Source organism: Streptomyces sp. E11-3 (genome assembly GCF_046540415.1).
Classification (GTDB): domain Bacteria; phylum Actinomycetota; class Actinomycetes; order Streptomycetales; family Streptomycetaceae; genus Streptomyces.
In genome coordinates this window covers 2,042,156-2,058,441 of the sequence record NZ_JAZGRL010000001.1, presented here as the reverse complement: position 1 = coordinate 2,058,441, position 16,286 = coordinate 2,042,156, and the positions used below count along the sequence as shown (strand labels likewise).

Here is a 16,286-nt window from a genome sequence, read left to right as displayed (position 1 = left end):
GCCGCGGGGGGCGGGGGGCGAGGGGGCCATGGTAGTTTCGTTCTACCGAAGCAGTCGTTGTATGCTGCTCCGGTTGCTCGATAGCTCTTGATGGCTACCGGGCCACTATTCCCCTGGCACCGCCACTCAGATCACTGAACCCGGCATGCCGGGTTTAACCGTAAGTGCATCTGAAGTCTTTGGAGTGTCCCGTGGCTGCCAACTGCGACGTCTGCGGCAAGGGGCCGGGCTTCGGCAACAACATCTCGCACTCGCACCGCCGTACGCCCCGTCGCTGGAACCCGAACATCCAGCGCGTGCGTGCCGTGGTCGGTGGGACGCCGAAGCGGCTCAACGCCTGCACCTCGTGCATCAAGGCCGGCAAGGTCTCGCGCTGACGTAACTTCCTCCGCTCCTAGGAGCAGGGGAGTCCCACCGCGCGGCCACCTAGCTGGTTGCTGAACAGCCGGTCCACCTCAGGGTGGGCCGGCTGTTCTGTTTCCCCATCCTTGACCCCGTCCAGCGCCCTGGAGGAGAAGCCGTGCCCGAGCTGCCCGAAGTCGAGGTCGTACGCCGCGGACTCGAAAACTGGGTCAGTGGCCGGACCGTCGCCGATGTGCGGGTGCTTCATCCGCGTGCCGTACGTCGGCATCCGGCGGGCGGCGCGGACTTCGCGGCCCGCCTCACCGGGCACCTCGTCGGCCCCGCCCGGCGCCGCGGCAAGTACCTCTGGCTGCCGCTCGCGGACTCTGCGTACCCCTCGTATTCCGTACTCGCCCACCTCGGCATGAGCGGCCAGCTCCTGGTCCAGCCGACGGACGCGGCCGACGAGCGGCATCTGCGGATCAGGGTCGGCTTCGACGACGCACTCGGCACCGAGCTGCGCTTCGTCGACCAGCGCACCTTCGGCGGACTCTCGCTCCACGAGAACACCGCGGACGGCCTCCCGGACGTCATCGCGCACATCGCGCGCGACCCGCTGGACCCGCTCTTCGACGACGCCGCCTTCCACACGGCGCTGCGCCGACGCCGTACGACGGTCAAGCGCGCCCTGCTGGACCAGTCACTGATCAGCGGGGTCGGCAACATCTACGCGGACGAGGCCCTGTGGCGCACCAGGCTGCACTACGAACGCCCCACCGCGACGCTCACCCGCCCCAAGACCACGGAGCTCCTGAGTCACATCCGGGACGTGATGAACGAGGCGCTCGCCGTCGGCGGCACCAGCTTCGACAGCCTCTACGTCAATGTGAACGGCGAGTCCGGCTACTTCGAGCGGTCCCTGGACGCCTACGGGCGCGAGGACGAGCCCTGCCGCCGCTGCGGTACGCCGATGCGCCGCCGCCCGTGGATGAACCGCTCCAGTTACTACTGCCCGCGCTGCCAGCGCCCGCCTCGCCCCCGCTAGTACGGGAAGGCGTGGAGTACGGGAAGGGGCTGGTCGAGCGCGGGAAGGGGCTGAGTGCGGGAAGGCGTTGCTAGAAGCCGAAGTTCTGGGTCCACCACGGGCCGCCGGACGCGAAGTGCGCCCCCACGCCGAGGGTCTTGTAGTCGCAGTTGAGGATGTTCGCGCGGTGGCCCGGGCTGTTCATCCAGGACTCCATCACGGCCCGCGCGTCGGCCTGTCCCCTGGCGATGTTCTCGCCGCCCAGGTTCCCGATCCCGGCCTTGTCGGCGCGGTCCCACGGGGTGTTGCCGTCCGGGTCGGTGTGGTCGAAGAAGCCGCGGTCGGCCATGTCCTGGCTGAAGTTCCCGGCGAGAGTGGCCAGCTGGGCGTCCGCGCTCACTGGGGCGCAGCCCGCCTTGGCCCGCTCCTGGTTCACCAGCGAGAGCACCTCGGCCTCGGCCGCCGACGCCGCACCGGTCGCCTGACTCGGCGCGGGCGCCGGCACATCGGGCTTGGCGGGCTCGGTACGGGGCGGGCTGCCCCTGTCCTTGTCCTTCGCCTTCTCGCTCTTGTCCTCGCCCTTGTCCTTGGCGTCGTCCTGCGCGCCGGAGCCGGGCTCCTTGGTGGACTGCTCCTTCTTGTCCTTCGCGTCCTTCGACGGTGTCGCCGAGGGCTTCGCGGAGGACTCCGACGGGGACGGCGCCGACGGCGTGGCACGGTCGGCACCCCGGCTGGCGGGGGTCTCCTCGCGGTCCGGCAGCACGGTGGCACCGCCCTGGGCCCGCGCGTCGGGCACGCCGTCGGCCTGCACCTTGCCGTCGTCGCCACCGAGCTTGAAGGTGTCGCCGCCCGGAAGGAGGCCCGACGTGACGGCCAGGGCGCCCATCGCCACCGCCGCGGAGACACTGAGCAGGCCGGTCCGCACGGGGGCGGCCGCCGCCCGCTTCCTGCGCCGGTGCGAGCTCGTACCGTGCGGGCTCGCGTCGCCTGCCAGGTGCTGCTCGCCGACGGCGCTTGGGGCGTCGGAGCGTCGGTGGCGTCCCATGTACAGGCCTTCCTCAGTACTTACCGGCAACGTGCTTCACCCATACGGGTGAGGCTCATCGGACGCGACTGTAGCCGATGACGCATGGGGGAGAAGTGCCTCCAGGGCAATTGGCCGGTTAGCTTGCACACATGCAAGACGATGTGCGGTTCACCGCTTGGGTACGCGGGCGAGTACAGGGAGTGGGCTTTCGCTGGTTCACCAGGGCGGCAGCTCTGGAGATCGGCGGGCTCATCGGTTTCGCCCTCAATCTGGATGACGGTCGGGTGCAGGTGGTGGCCGAAGGTCCGCGTGCGGAATGCGAGCGTCTGCTCGACTGGCTGCGGCACGGCGACACGCCCGGCAGGGTCGACGGGGTCACTGAGATCTGGGCCACGCCGCGTGGCGGCTACGACGGCTTCGCCATCCGCTGAGCCTGCCACGGGGGAGCGGTCGCGAGCAGATGCCCCTGGCAACCACGTATGGCACCTCGGGAGGGCAGAAACGACCTGGTGGTTGCCAAGAACGGCCGCTCGTGCCAGGCTGCGGACGTAAGGATGATCTCCATGCCCCCGCATCGTCCTATCATGGGACACATGGGACAAAGTGGCCCCGCAGAAGAGGCTGCGCCGCACGTTTTGCTGCCGCGCGCCCCCGGGTTGCCCGCCAATACGGGGCGTGATCGTGTTGACCGTCAAACTTTTTGGTGAGACGCTGAAAGCCCCGCGCACCCTAGCTGTTTGGCATGTGGGAACGGCAGTAAGTCATAAGTAGTGCCAATCACCGCGGGTGCTTCCCTCACGACCCACACCGCTTCGGTCGGTCACTCAGTGTGGAGGACCATCCATCATGGCAAAGGCGCTTCTCGGTTACGTCGGCGGTTCCGACCCGCGACTCCTCGCCGAGATGCGACGGCTTCAGCAGCGCGTCCAGGACCTGGAATCCGAGCTTGTACGCATCCAGGCCGAGAACGACGCGCTGGCTACCGCTGCCGCTTCTCACCCCGGAGAACTCCTCGAGAGCATCGACGTATCCCAGGCGGAGCCTGCGCTTACCTGACCCGGATCTGTAGAACGACGGTCAGGCTGCTCACGTCAACCGCTTGAGAAGAAGAACTGCAAGGGGCGCCTAGGCGTCCCTTCACTCTTTCCACCCGTTCCCCCTTGCTCCACCAGCGTTTCTTGCGTCTCCCGCGTTCGACCTGCCCGGACCCGCCGCGCTTACCGTCTGATGTGCCCTGCACCTTCCTCCGTGAAACCGGATGGCTCGCAGGGTGAGACCGCGCCCAGGCAGTAAAGTCCGGGGGCGTGCACCTCAAGGCCATGACCCTTCGTGGGTTCAAATCCTTCGCCTCCGCCACGACGCTGCGGTTCGAACCCGGCATCACCTGCGTCGTGGGGCCCAACGGTTCCGGCAAGTCCAACGTCGTGGACGCGCTGTCCTGGGTCATGGGCGAGCAGGGTGCCAAGTCGCTGCGCGGCGGCAAGATGGAGGACGTCATCTTCGCCGGCACGACCGGGCGGCCGCCGCTCGGGCGGGCCGAGGTGTCCCTCACCATCGACAACTCCGACGGCGTGCTGCCCATCGAGTACGCCGAAGTCACCATCACGCGGATCATGTTCCGCAACGGCGGCAGCGAGTACCAGATCAACGGGGACACCTGTCGGCTCCTGGACATCCAGGAGCTGCTCTCCGACTCCGGTATCGGCCGCGAGATGCATGTCATCGTCGGCCAGGGGCAGCTGGACTCCGTACTGCACGCCGACCCGATGGGGCGCCGGGCCTTCATCGAGGAGGCCGCGGGAGTGCTCAAGCACCGCAAGCGCAAGGAGAAGGCGCTGCGGAAGCTCGACGCGATGCAGGCCAACCTGGCGCGGGTGCAGGATCTCACCGACGAGCTGCGGCGCCAGCTCAAGCCGCTCGGACGGCAGGCCGCGGTGGCGCGGCGGGCCGCCGTCATCCAGGCCGATCTGCGCGACGCGCGGCTGCGACTGCTCGCCGACGACCTGGTCCGGCTCCGCGACGCACTACGGACCGAGATCGCCGACGAGGCCGAGCTGAAGCGGCGCAAGGACGCGGCCGAGGCCGAGCTGAAGGCGGCGCAGGCGCGCGAGTCCGCCCTGGAGGACGAGGTACGGCAGCTGACGCCGAGGCTCCAGCGCGCCCAGCAGACCTGGTACGAGCTGTCGCAGCTCGCCGAGCGGGTGCGCGGCACGATCTCGCTGGCCGAGGCACGAGTGAAGAGCGCGAACAGCGCTCCCGAGGAGGAGCGGCGCGGCCGCGACCCCGAGGACATGGAGCGCGAGGCCGCCAGGGTCCGGGAGCAGGAGGCCGAGCTGGAGGCGGCTCTGGAGGCCGCCCAGAACGCGCTGGAGGACACCGTCGCGCACCGGGCCGAGCTCGAGCGCGCGCTCGCCGACGAGGAGCGGCGGCTCAAGGACGTGGCGCGGGCCATCGCCGACCGCCGCGAGGGTCTGGCCAGGCTGAACGGCCGGGTCAACGCGGCCCGCAGCAGGGCCGCTTCGGCCCAGGCGGAGATCGGCCGGCTCGCGTCCGCGCGGGACGAGGCGCAGCAGCGGGCGGCCGCCGCGCAGCGGGAGTACGAGCAGCTCCAGGCCGAGGTCGACGGCCTGGACGCCGACGACTGTGAACTCGGCGAGCGGCACGACGCCGCCAAGCGCGCGCTCGCTGACGCGGAGGCCGCACTGACCGCCGCCCGCGAGTCGGCCACGGGCGCTGAGCGCAAGCGCGCCGCGGTCGCCGCCCGGCATGAGGCACTCGCGCTCGGCCTGCGCCGCAAGGACGGTACGGGCGCGCTGCTCGCCGCCCAGGACCGGCTGACAGGACTGCTCGGGCCCGCCGCCGAACTGCTCACCGTGGCACCGGGTTTCGAGATCCCGGTGGCGGCGGCGCTGGGTGCGGCGGCGGACGCCGTCGCGGTGGCCAACCCGGCAACGGCGGCCGAAGCCATCCGCCTGCTACGCAAACAGGACGCGGGCCGCGCGGCCCTGCTCCTGGCCGGCCCACCGGAGACCGGCCCTGCCATGCCGGGCAGCGCCCCGGAGCGCCACGGCGCGGCACGGCACAACCAGGACGCGGGGAGGCCCGATCCGGGCGGCGTACCCGCGTCCGCGCCGAGCGGCCGAGCCGTGGCCGGTGGTGCCGGGCGCGAGGGCGGTGCGGTGGTTGGTGGGGCCGGGGGCGAGCGGGTCGTCCGTGACGGCGGCGCGGCTGACGGCACTGGGCCCGATGCCCCTGCCGGGACCGATTGCGGCGGACCCGACGCGGGTGCGCTTGGCGGTGCCGCGCGTGCCGGTGGTGCCGGGCACGAGGGCGGTGCGGTGGTCGGTGGCGCCGGCTCCGATGGTGGTCCGCGTGACCGCGGTGCGGTTGATGACGCTGGGCGCGATGGCACGGCCGTGGCCGACTGCGGCGGACCCGACGCGGGCGCGCTTGGCGGCGCCGCGCGTGCCGGTGGCGCGGCCGGTGACACCGGCCGCGATGGCATGGCGTACGGGGCTGGGCCCGACAGCGCTCCCCGTGACGGAGGCGCGGCCAACGGTGCCGGGCTCGACGGTGCCGTGGCTGGCGGCGCCGCAGTCGACTCCGGTAAGCCCGCCCGCAGCGAGCCCGATGCGGGCGCGCCTGGCGGCGCGACACCCGGCAGCGCCACATCCGCCCCCGGCCCCGTACCGCCAGAGCCGTCCGAGTCGCGGACCGGGCCGCCATCCGCCGCGGACCTCGTGCGCGGTCCCGACGAGCTGATGCCCGCCGTGCGGCGGATGCTGCGCGGCGTCGTGGTCGTCGGCACCCTGGAGGACGCCGAGGACCTGGTGTATGCGCACCCGGAGCTGACGGCCGTGACGGCCGAAGGGGACGTGCTGGGAGCGCACTTCGCCCAGGGCGGCTCCGCGGGGGCGCCGAGTCTGCTCGAAGTGCAGGCGTCGGTGGACGAGGCCGCCGCCGAGCTGGCGGAGCTGGCCGTACGCTGCGACGAGCTGGCTCAGGAGCAGCACGCGGCGGGCGAGCGGCGCACCGAGTGTGCCGCGCTGGTCGAGGAGTTGGGGGAGCGGCGGCGGGCCGCCGACCGGGCCAAGTCGAGCGTGTCCCAGCAGCTCGGGCGGCTCGCCGGACAGGCCCGCGGCGCCGCGGGCGAGGCCGAGCGTACGACCGCGGCGGCGGCCAGGGCCCAGGATGCCCTGGACCGGGCGGCCGAGGAGGCCGAGGAGCTGGCCGAGCGGCTGGCCGTCGCCGAAGAGGCCCCGGTCGAGGAGGAGCCCGACACCGCCGTACGGGACCGCCTCGCCGCCGACGGTGCCAACGCCCGGCAGACCGAGATGGAGGCCCGCCTCCAGGTGCGTACCCACGAGGAGCGGGTGAAGGGCCTCGCGGGACGGGCCGACAGCCTCGACCGCGGCGCACGTGCCGAACGCGAGGCACGCGCGCGTGCCGAGCGGCGAAAAGCCAGGCTGCGCCACGAGGCCGCCGTCGCGGAGGCGGTGGCGTCGGGCGCCCGACAGCTCCTGGCGCACGTCGAGGTGTCCCTCGTACGGGCCGAGGAGGAGCGGGCCGCGGCCGAGGGCGCCAAGGCCGAGCGTGAGCGTGACCTGGTCGCCGAGCGGAACGCGGGCCGCGACCTGAAGGCGGAGCTGGACAAGCTGACCGACTCGGTGCACCGCGGCGAGGTGCTCGGCGCCGAGAAGCGGCTGCGGATCGAGCAGCTGGAGGCCAAGGCGCTGGAGGAACTGGGCGTGGAGCCCGCCGGGCTGATCGCGGACTACGGGCCTGACCAGCTGGTGGCCCCGTCGCCGCCCGCCGAGGGCGAGGAACTCCCCGAAGACCCGGAGCACCCACGTAATCAGCCCGTCCCGTTCGTCCGCGCCGAGCAGGAGAAGCGGCTCAAGGCAGCCGAGCGGGCCTACCAGCAGCTCGGGAAGGTGAACCCGCTGGCTCTTGAGGAGTTCGCGGCGCTGGAGGAGCGGCACAAGTTCCTCTCCGAGCAGCTCGAAGACCTGAAGAAGACCAGGACCGACCTGCTGCAGGTGGTCAAGGAGGTCGACGAGCGGGTGGAGCAGGTCTTCACGGAGGCCTACCGGGACACCGCCAGGGAGTTCGAGGGCGTCTTCTCGCGGCTCTTCCCCGGCGGCGAGGGGCGGCTCGTCCTCACCGATCCCGACAACATGCTGACCACCGGTGTGGACGTCGAGGCGCGGCCGCCCGGCAAGAAGGTCAAGCGGCTCTCGCTGCTCTCCGGCGGCGAGCGGTCACTGACCGCGGTCGCCATGCTGGTGTCCATCTTCAAGGCGCGGCCCAGTCCGTTCTATGTGATGGACGAGGTCGAGGCCGCGCTGGACGACACCAACCTGCAGCGGCTCATCCGGATCATGGAGGAGCTGCAGGAGTCCTCGCAGCTGATCGTGATCACGCACCAGAAGCGGACGATGGAGGTCGCCGACGCGCTGTACGGCGTCTCCATGCAGGGTGACGGTGTCTCCAAGGTGATCAGCCAGCGGCTTCGCTGAGTCCGTAGCAGCCCGCCGCGCACCCTTACTTACAAGAGTTGAATTCAAGGGGGCAAAGCTGTGCCTCCAAAGTCACAGCTCTTCACCTATTGACTTCGAAACTTGAAGGCATAGTCTCTGCAACGCAGTCTTTACCTTCAAGTGGTGGGTGGCCCCAAGGTATGCGCCACTTGAAGGGCCCCGCCCCCACATGCCAGGACGTCGAGGTCCTGCTCTGTAGGAGACACCGTGACCACCACAGCGAAGCTGAAGCCGACCCCCGCGGGCGGCGGTCGGCCCGAACACCTCAGCCATGTCATCTTCATCGCCGCGACGGCGGCACTGGGCGGCTTCCTGTTCGGCTACGACAGCGCGGTCATCAACGGCGCCGTGGAGGGCATCCGCGGGAAGTTCGACGTCGACTCGGCCACCCTGGGCACCGTGATCGCCATCGCGCTGCTCGGCGCGGCGCTCGGCGCCATGGTCGCGGGCCGTCTCGCCGACCGCATCGGCCGTATCCGGGTGATGCAGATCGCCGCCGTACTCTTCGCGATCAGCGGCCTCGGCTCGATGCTGCCGTTCGCCCTGTGGGACCTGGCGCTGTGGCGGACGCTCGGCGGCGTCGCCATCGGTATGGCGTCGGTGATCGCCCCGGCCTATATCGCCGAGGTAGCACCCGCCGAGTACCGCGGCCGCCTGGCCTCCTTCCAGCAGGCCGCGATCGTGCTCGGCATCGCCATCTCGCAGCTGGTCAACTGGGTGGTGCTGCAGTTCGCCGACGGCGACCAGCGCGGCTCGCTGCTCGGCCTGGAGGCCTGGCAGATCATGCTCGGCATCGAGATCGTCCCGGCCCTGCTGTACGGCCTGATGTCGCTGCGGATCCCCGAGTCCCCGCGCTACCTGATCGCCCAGGGCCGTATGGCCGAAGCACGGGCCGTGCTCGCCGACGTCGAACCGCGCGGCACCGACCTGGACGCCAGGATCGCCGAGATCGACGCAAAGATGCACATGGAGCACAAGCCGCGCCTCAGCGACCTGATGGGTGGCCGGGCCGGACTGCTGCCGATCGTCTGGGTGGGCATCGGGCTCTCGGTCTTCCAGCAGCTGGTCGGCATCAACGTGATCTTCTACTACAGCTCCTCGCTGTGGCAGTCCGTCGGCATCGACCCGTCGAGCTCCTTCTTCTACTCCTTCACCACGTCGATCATCAACATCATCGGCACCGTGATTGCGATGATCTTCGTCGACCGGCTGGGGCGCAAGCCGCTCGCGCTGATCGGCTCGGCCGGTATGGCCGTCTCGCTGGGGCTCGCCGCCTGGGCCTTCTCGTACAAGGAAGGTACCGGCGGCAACATCACGCTGCCCGACGCGCAGGGCACCGTGGCGCTGGTCGCGGCCCACTCCTTCGTGCTCTTCTTCGCGCTCTCCTGGGGCGTGGTGGTCTGGGTCATGCTCGGCGAGATGTTCCCCAACCGCATCCGCGCCGCCGCGCTCGGAGTGGCCGCGTCCGCCCAGTGGATCGCCAACTTCGCGATCACCAAGACCTTCCCGAGCATGTCGGACTGGAACCTGTCCGCGTCCTACATGATCTACACAGCCTTCGCGCTGCTCTCGATTCCCTTCATCCTCAGGTTCGTTCCCGAGACGAAGGGCAAGACCCTGGAGCAGATGGGCTAAACCCCCCGCTGCCCCTCTCTCCAGGAGGCCGCCCCTGCCCGGATCCCCGGGCGGGGGCGGCCTTGTACGTTCCGGGGCTCACTCCGCCAGACGCGGCAGCACCTGCTCCGCGAACAGATGCAGACTGCGCCACCCCTCGTCGACCGGCATGCCGCCGCACAGCGGATGCAGGATCAGGCTGCTGTCGGGGCGGTCATCGGCCAGGGCCACACACGCGTCGGGCGTGAGCACCCGGTACACGCCCTCGGCGCGCAACTCGTCGACGGTGGTGGCGCGCGAGCGGACCGCGGAGCGGATGTCCTTGGACTGCCACGAGGCGTACGTCCGCGCCTCGTGCAGGAAGTACCGTCCGTACTCGGCCCAGGTGCGGTCCGGGTCGTCGGAGGCATGCAGCAGCGGGGTCTCGGCCGCGGGCATCATCACCCAGCCCTCGGTCCCGTACTCAGCGCGCTTGTCCTGGTAGTACGCCTCCAGTTCGGGCAGATGCGCGCTCGGGAAGAACGGCAGCCCGAGCCGGGCCGCACGCCGCGCCGCGGCCCGCGACGACCCGCCGACCAGGAGCAGCGGGTTCGGCTGGGTGAGGGGGCGCGGGGTGACCCGGACCGTGCGGCCGCGGAAGGTGAAGGGCTCGCCGGTCCACGCCGCGAGCAGGGTCTCCAGCAACTCGTCCTGGAGTTTGCCCCGGTTGCCCCACTCGACGCCGAACGCCTCGTACTCCTCGGGCCGGTAGCCGATCCCCGCCACCGTGACCAGGCGGCCGCCGCTCAGCAGGTCCAGTACGGCGATCTCCTCGGCCAGCCGCAGCGGATCGTGCAGTGGGCCGATGACCGCCGACACCGTGACCGCGAGGCGCCGGGTGGCACCGAAGACCGCACCCGCGAAGGCGAAGGGCGACGGCAGCCAGTTGTTGACCGCACCGTGGTGCTCCTCGGTCTGCACCGTGCTGATGCCGCGGTCGTCGCCGTACGCGGCCATCTCGATGGCGGCGCGATAGCGGGCAGAGAGCGCGTCGGGCGTCGCGTCGGGGTCGACGAGGTTGAAGCGTACGACCGTGACGGGCATGGCCAGGTCCCCCTTCACCGGGTGGATGCGGTGCAGGGGGACGGTAGTTGACGTTGCGTCAGGTGGCCAGAGGGGTGGCCGTACGGTTCAGGCGGACGCCGGGTTCAGGCGGACATCGGGTTCAGACGGGCACCGGGTTCAGACGGACACCGGTTCGGCGTCCTTCGCGCGCGGCGCCTCGACGGCGGGCTTCGGCAGGGCGAGGTAGAGCAGGCCCGAGACCACGATGGTCGCGATCCAGCCGAGGCCGTACTCGCCGATCGGGTTGTTCGCCGCCAGCGGGCCGGTGAACCAGTCCGACGTGGTGAACAGCAGGCCCACCACCAGGGACACACCCCAGGCGATCACCGCGGCCGGGGCGAAGCCGCCCTTGTACCAGTAGGCGCTGGTGCGCGTGGTGTCGAGCAGGGCCTCGCCGTCGTACTCCGTGCGCCGCAGCATGTCCGCGCCGAAGACGCCGATCCAGGCCGAGAAGGCCACCGCGAGCAGCGACAGGAAGGCGATGAAGGAGCCCATGAAGCTGGTGGCGACCAGCATCAGGATGCCGCCGAAGATCAGCGAGATGACGGCGTTGACCGACACGGCCCAGTGGCGGGCGATGGTGAAGCCGAGGGTCTGCGCGGTGAAGCCGGCCGAGTACATCGACATCGCGTTGATCAACAGCATGCCGACCAGCGCGATCAGCAGATACGGGACCGCGATCCACAGCGGCAGGATCTCGCCGAGGAAGGAGACCGGGTCCTTGGCCGAGGCCAGATCCGGCGTGGAGACCGCCATGGCCGCGCCCATCAGCACCATCGGCAGGACGACGATCCCGGCGCCGCCGATGGAGTTGCCGACCATGGCCTTGGCGGACGCCGTACGCGGCAGATAGCGGGTGAAGTCGGGGGCCGAGGGAATCCAGCTGACACCGCCCGCGGCGATCATGCCGATACCCGCGACCATCATCGCCGTACTTCCGGCCGGGCGGTCGAAGACGGCGCCCCAGTCGGAGCTGACGATCAGATAGACCAGGACCAGGACCGAGAACCCGCCGAACAGATACGTCGCGTACTTGTTGCACTTCTGGACGGCGTGGATGCCGAGGCCGGATATCGCGAAGGTCGCGACCACGAAGAGCAGCAGCGTGACGATGATCAGCGGGGTGTTCTGCTTGATGCCGAAGACGATGTCCAGCACGGTGAGCAGGGCGTAGGCGCCGGTTACCGCGTTGATCGTCTCCCAGCCCCAGCGGGCGATCCAGATCAGCGAACCGGGCAGCAGGTTGCCGCGCTGCCCGAAGACCGCGCGGGACAGGGCCATGCCGGGGGCGCCGCCGCGCTTGCCCGCGATGCCGAACAGGCCGACCAGGCCGTACGACAGGCTGGGTGCGGCGATCGCGACGACGATGGCCTGCCAGAAGTTGAGCTGGAAGGCCACGACCAGGCTCGCGCCCATGGTGAGCAGCAGCACACTGATGTTGGCGGCTACCCAGGTGGGGAAGAGTTCGCTGACCTTGCCGGTGCGCTCACTGTCGGGCACGGGTTCGAGACCACGGGTCTCCAGGGCGGTGCCTTCGGCTTCGGCGGTGTTGCTCATAGGTGGGGATGTCCAGACCTCGTACGCGGCTCGACGGTGAGCCGCCTGGGGTGGGAGACGGGCAGCGCTGACTCTACGCGCGTTGATACGGCCCTCACCATCGTACTTTGATCTGAGTAGTGCCCTGCAGGGGCTTATGTCCTTTGGCGGAAGCCACAACCGGTGAGGGAGCGCGGGCGATGGCTGATACTGGGGCTGTTATGGAAATCGTCATCCTTGCTGTAGTCATCGCCCTGGTCGCGATCGGCGTCGTCAGCGGGCTCGTGATCGGCAGCCGCAAGAAGAAGCAGCTGCCGCCCACGGCGCCCTCGGCCACGCCGACCATCACCGCGCCCCCGGCCGAGCCGCATGTCGGCGAAGAGGCCGAGGAGCCGCGCGAAGAGCCACGCCGCACGATCGAGGAGGTAGAGCTCCCCGAGGCGGCCGCGCCCGCCGCCCCGGTCGTCGTCGAGGAGCCCGAGGCTCCCGCCGCGCCCGAAATCGAGGTCCCCGAGCCCACCGCGGGCCGACTGGTCCGGCTGCGTGCCCGACTGTCCCGCTCCCAGAACGCGCTCGGCAAGGGGCTGCTCACGCTCCTCGCGCGCGAGCACCTCGACGAGGACACCTGGGAGGAGATCGAGGAGATCCTCCTCACCGCCGACGTCGGTGTCGCCCCCACCCAGGAGCTCGTGGAGCGGCTGCGCGAGCGGGTGAAGGTGCTGGGCACCCGCACCCCCGAAGAGCTGCGCGCCCTACTGCGCGAGGAGCTGCTGCACCTCGTCGGCACCGACATGGACCGGGTCGTGAACACCGAGTCCGACACCGAGGCCCCCGGCATCGTGATGGTCGTCGGGGTCAACGGCACCGGCAAGACCACCACCACCGGCAAGCTCGCCCGGGTCCTGGTGGCCGACGGCCGCTCGGTGGTGCTCGGCGCGGCCGACACCTTCCGTGCCGCCGCCGCCGACCAGCTGCAGACCTGGGGTGAGCGGGTCGGCGCCCGTACGGTGCGCGGTCCCGAGGGCGGCGACCCGGCGTCGATCGCCTTCGACGCCGTCAAGGAGGGCATCGAGGAGGGCGCGGACGTCGTCCTCATCGACACCGCGGGCCGACTGCACACCAAGACCGGGCTGATGGACGAGCTCGGGAAGGTCAAGCGGGTCGTCGAGAAGCACGCGCCGCTGGACGAGGTGCTGCTGGTCCTGGACGCCACGACCGGGCAGAACGGCCTGGTGCAGGCGCGGGTCTTCGCCGAGGTCGTGGACATCACCGGCATCGTGCTCACCAAGCTCGACGGCACGGCCAAGGGCGGCATCGTGGTCGCGGTCCAGCGGGAGCTGGGCGTACCGGTCAAGCTCGTCGGTCTCGGCGAGGGCGCGGACGATCTGGCGCCGTTCGAGCCGGAGGCGTTCGTGGACGCGCTCATCGGAGACTGAGCGCCTCAACGGCCAATGGATGGAAGGACCCGCCCCAGGGTGCAGCTGGGGCGGGTTGTTTCTTTTACGGCGCGGGGTGCCGGTGTGACGCGTACGCCAACGCGCCCAGCAGCAGCCGCGCCTGCGGCGGGTGTGTCGCAGAGTCCAGGGCCGGGGCGCGGAGCCAGCGGACCGGGCCGAGGCCGCCGCGGTCCGACGGCGGGGCCGTGACGTACTCGCCGGGGCCGATGCCGCGCAGGTCGAGGTCGGCGTCGTCCCAGCCCATGCGGTAGAGCAGCGCGGGCAGTTCGGCCACGGCGCCGGGGGCGACGAAGAACTGGGCGCGGCCCTGAGGGGTCACCGCCACCGGTCCGAGCGGGAGGCCCATGCGCTCCAGGCGGACCAGGGCGCGGCGCCCCGCGGCCTCCGAGACCTCCAGGACGTCGAAGGTGCGACCGACCGGCAACAGCACCGCAGCACCGGGGAACTCCGCCCAGGCCAGAGTCACTTCGTCGAGGGTGGCCCCGGCCCGGATCTCCGCGGTGCGGTCCAGCGGGTGGGCGCCCGGCGCCGTACAGCCGGAGTCCCCGCAGGAGCACACGCCCCCGGCGGCGCGCGCGCCCGGAACCGCGTCCCAGCCCCACAGGCCGGTGAACTCCGCCACCACGGTGCACTCCGAGGTGCGCCCGCGGCGGCGCGCGCCAGGCCTGATCTCCCGCAGTCCGCGGCTGCCGCCGATCGTGAAGCCCATGCCCCCTCCAACGGGTCGAGCGCGTCGGTGGTTACGTGCCGAAGTGGAGCCGTGACCCACGGTGTTCCTCCCCTGTTCTGATGGCGCCCGGGGGTGTCACGGGTGGTGCGCCCGGATGCGTGCGCCCCGGCGTGCATCGCTCCGCCCACTTGCGGCTGTCCCGTGTCAAGTGAATCGCGTGTAGCCGTTCATGAGTTCATTCGAAGGGGTGGCGAATGGTGGCGTTTCCGAGAACCCCCTCGCCGGAGGGGTGATCGTAGGATTACTTTCAGTGCACGAGCCCAGGGGATGTGCGTGCTCGTGGGTATGCCGGAGGCAAGTCGTTTTCCTGTTCGACGAGTGACAAGCAGCGGACGGGAGACCGTAAGTCACGGCATTCTGTTAGGACTTCGCGTATCGGCGCGCGGTGGCTTTCGAAGCTTGAGGGATGGGGGTGTTCCAGTGGGCGGCACCGGCGACAGCGTGGGAAACGCTGACAAGCGCCCCAACGAGCAGCTGACTTCGTGGTTCGTGCGCAGCGGCTGGTCCAAGGGTGAACTGGCTCGCCAGGTGAACCGCAGAGCGCGCCAGATGGGCGCCAACCACATCTCCACGGACACCTCGCGGGTGCGCCGCTGGCTCGACGGCGAGCAGCCGCGCGAGCCGATCCCGCGCATCCTGTCCGAACTGTTCTCCGAGCGGTTCGGTGCCGTCGTCGCCATCGGGGACCTCGGCCTGCGCACCGCGCACCAGTCGCCGTCGCTCTCCGGCGTCGACCTGCCCTGGACCGCGCCGCAGACCGTGGAACTGATCGGCGAGTTCTCCCGCAGCGACCTGATGCTGGCGCGGCGCGGATTCCTGGGGACCTCGCTGGCCCTCGCCGCGGGCCCCACGCTGATCGAACCCATGCAGCGCTGGCTGGTGCCCGCACCGGCCGCGCCCACCGCGGCCCAGGAGCCGCAGATCCAGGGGCGCCGCGGATCGCGTCTGTCAGGTCCCGAGCTGGAACTGCTCGAAGCCACCACGGTCATGTTCCGCAAGTGGGACGCCCAGTGCGGCGGCGGACTGCGCCGCAAGGCCGTCGTCGGCCAGCTGCACGAAGTGACGGACCTGCTCCAGGAGCCGCACCCGGACGCCACCGCCAGGCGGCTCTTCAAGATCGCGGCCGAACTGGCCGAACTGGCCGGATGGATGAGCTACGACGTGGGCCTGCAGCCCACCGCGCAGAAGTACTTCGTCCTCGCCCTGCACGCCGCGAAGGAGGCCGGGGACAAGCCCCTGGGCTCGTACATCCTGTCGGGCATGAGCCGCCAGATGATCCACCTCGGACGCCCCGAAGACGCCCTGGAGCTCATCCACCTCGCGCAGTACGGCAGCCGGGACTGCGCCACCGCGCGCACCCAGGCGATGCTGTATGCGATGGAGGCCCGCGCGTACGCCAATATGGGCCAGCCCAGCAAGACCAAACGGGCCGTGCGGATGGCCGAGGACACCTTCGTCGACGCGGACGAGAGTGCCGAGCAGGAGCCCGACTGGATCCGCTTCTTCTCCGAGGCGGAACTCAACGGCGAGAACTCCCACTCCTACCGCGACCTCGCCTATGTGGCGGGCCGCAGCCCCACCTACGCCTCGCTCGCCCACCCGGTGATGGGGCGCGCCGTCGAGCTCTTCGGCAGGGACAAGGAGCACCAGCGTTCGTATGCGCTGAACCTCATCGGGATGGCCACCGTGCACCTCCTGCAGCGGGAGCCCGAGCAGAGCACGGTCCTGGTCGGGGAGGCGCTCGACATCGCCAAGAAGGTCCGCTCCGAGCGGGTCAACACCCGGCTGCGCAAGACCGTCGCCACCGCACTGCGGGACTTCGGCGAGGTGGCCGAGGTCCACGACCTCACCGACCGGCTCGCCGTACAGCTGCCCGAAACCGCGGAGGCGGTCTAGGCCCCAGACCCCGGCC

The 16,286-nt window shown here is 70.6% G+C and carries 12 protein-coding genes; 8 read left to right on the top strand and 4 right to left on the bottom strand.

Annotation, left to right across the window (positions count from 1 at the left end; translation table 11 throughout):
- Positions 1-191: 191 nt before the first annotated feature.
- Both rpmB and mutM read left to right on the top strand, forming a co-directional pair.
- A complete protein-coding gene (gene rpmB / locus U9R90_RS09170) occupies positions 192-377 on the top strand; it encodes a 50S ribosomal protein L28 (RefSeq protein WP_030195073.1) in 186 nt (61 codons plus the stop codon).
- 143 nt (positions 378-520) lie between these two features.
- On the top strand, positions 521-1,387 hold the full coding sequence (gene mutM / locus U9R90_RS09165; protein WP_411055899.1) for a bifunctional DNA-formamidopyrimidine glycosylase/DNA-(apurinic or apyrimidinic site) lyase: 867 nt from the start codon (positions 521-523) through the stop codon (positions 1,385-1,387).
- Between the two features lie 70 nt (positions 1,388-1,457).
- Here mutM and U9R90_RS09160 read toward each other — a convergent pair whose 3' ends face one another.
- Complete coding sequence (locus U9R90_RS09160) at positions 1,458-2,411, bottom strand: CAP domain-containing protein (protein WP_411055898.1); 954 nt, start codon at positions 2,409-2,411, stop codon at positions 1,458-1,460.
- A gap of 131 nt (positions 2,412-2,542) precedes the next feature.
- On the opposite strand from U9R90_RS09160, the gene U9R90_RS09155 reads away from it, so the two are divergent.
- The 4 genes from U9R90_RS09155 to U9R90_RS09140 all read left to right on the top strand — a co-directional run bounded on the left by U9R90_RS09155 (position 2,543) and on the right by U9R90_RS09140 (position 9,568).
- A complete protein-coding gene (locus U9R90_RS09155; RefSeq protein ID WP_411055897.1) occupies positions 2,543-2,824 on the top strand; it encodes an acylphosphatase in 282 nt (93 codons plus the stop codon).
- Positions 2,825-3,239: 415 nt separating this feature from the next.
- Positions 3,240-3,449, top strand: a complete 210-nt coding sequence (locus U9R90_RS09150; RefSeq protein ID WP_411055896.1) for a hypothetical protein — start codon at positions 3,240-3,242, stop codon at positions 3,447-3,449.
- Between the two features lie 248 nt (positions 3,450-3,697).
- The gene (locus U9R90_RS09145) at positions 3,698-7,912 is read left to right on the top strand and encodes a chromosome segregation SMC family protein (protein WP_411055895.1); all 4,215 of its coding nucleotides are present in this window, start codon (positions 3,698-3,700) and stop codon (positions 7,910-7,912) included.
- Between the two features lie 228 nt (positions 7,913-8,140).
- Complete coding sequence (locus tag U9R90_RS09140) at positions 8,141-9,568, top strand: sugar porter family MFS transporter (protein ID WP_411055894.1); 1,428 nt, start codon at positions 8,141-8,143, stop codon at positions 9,566-9,568.
- Positions 9,569-9,646: 78 nt separating this feature from the next.
- Here U9R90_RS09140 and U9R90_RS09135 read toward each other — a convergent pair whose 3' ends face one another.
- Together U9R90_RS09135 and U9R90_RS09130 are read right to left on the bottom strand one after the other, a co-directional pair.
- Positions 9,647-10,630: an LLM class flavin-dependent oxidoreductase gene (locus U9R90_RS09135; RefSeq protein ID WP_411055893.1), complete on the bottom strand. Its 984-nt coding sequence runs from the start codon at positions 10,628-10,630 to the stop codon at positions 9,647-9,649.
- A 138-nt stretch (positions 10,631-10,768) separates the two neighbouring features.
- Positions 10,769-12,208, bottom strand: a complete 1,440-nt coding sequence (locus U9R90_RS09130; protein ID WP_411055892.1) for a cytosine permease — start codon at positions 12,206-12,208, stop codon at positions 10,769-10,771.
- Between the two features lie 200 nt (positions 12,209-12,408).
- On the opposite strand from U9R90_RS09130, the gene ftsY reads away from it, so the two are divergent.
- Positions 12,409-13,623: a signal recognition particle-docking protein FtsY gene (gene ftsY / locus U9R90_RS09125; RefSeq protein WP_411055891.1), complete on the top strand. Its 1,215-nt coding sequence runs from the start codon at positions 12,409-12,411 to the stop codon at positions 13,621-13,623.
- Positions 13,624-13,687: 64 nt separating this feature from the next.
- Here ftsY and U9R90_RS09120 read toward each other — a convergent pair whose 3' ends face one another.
- Entirely contained in the window at positions 13,688-14,353 is a 666-nt protein-coding gene (locus tag U9R90_RS09120) for a bifunctional DNA primase/polymerase (protein WP_411055890.1), read from the bottom strand.
- A 441-nt stretch (positions 14,354-14,794) separates the two neighbouring features.
- Between U9R90_RS09120 and U9R90_RS09115 the strand changes: the two genes are divergently transcribed.
- Positions 14,795-16,270, top strand: coding sequence for a hypothetical protein (locus U9R90_RS09115; RefSeq protein WP_411055889.1), 1,476 nt, complete (start codon positions 14,795-14,797; stop codon positions 16,268-16,270).
- Positions 16,271-16,286 lie beyond the last annotated feature (16 nt).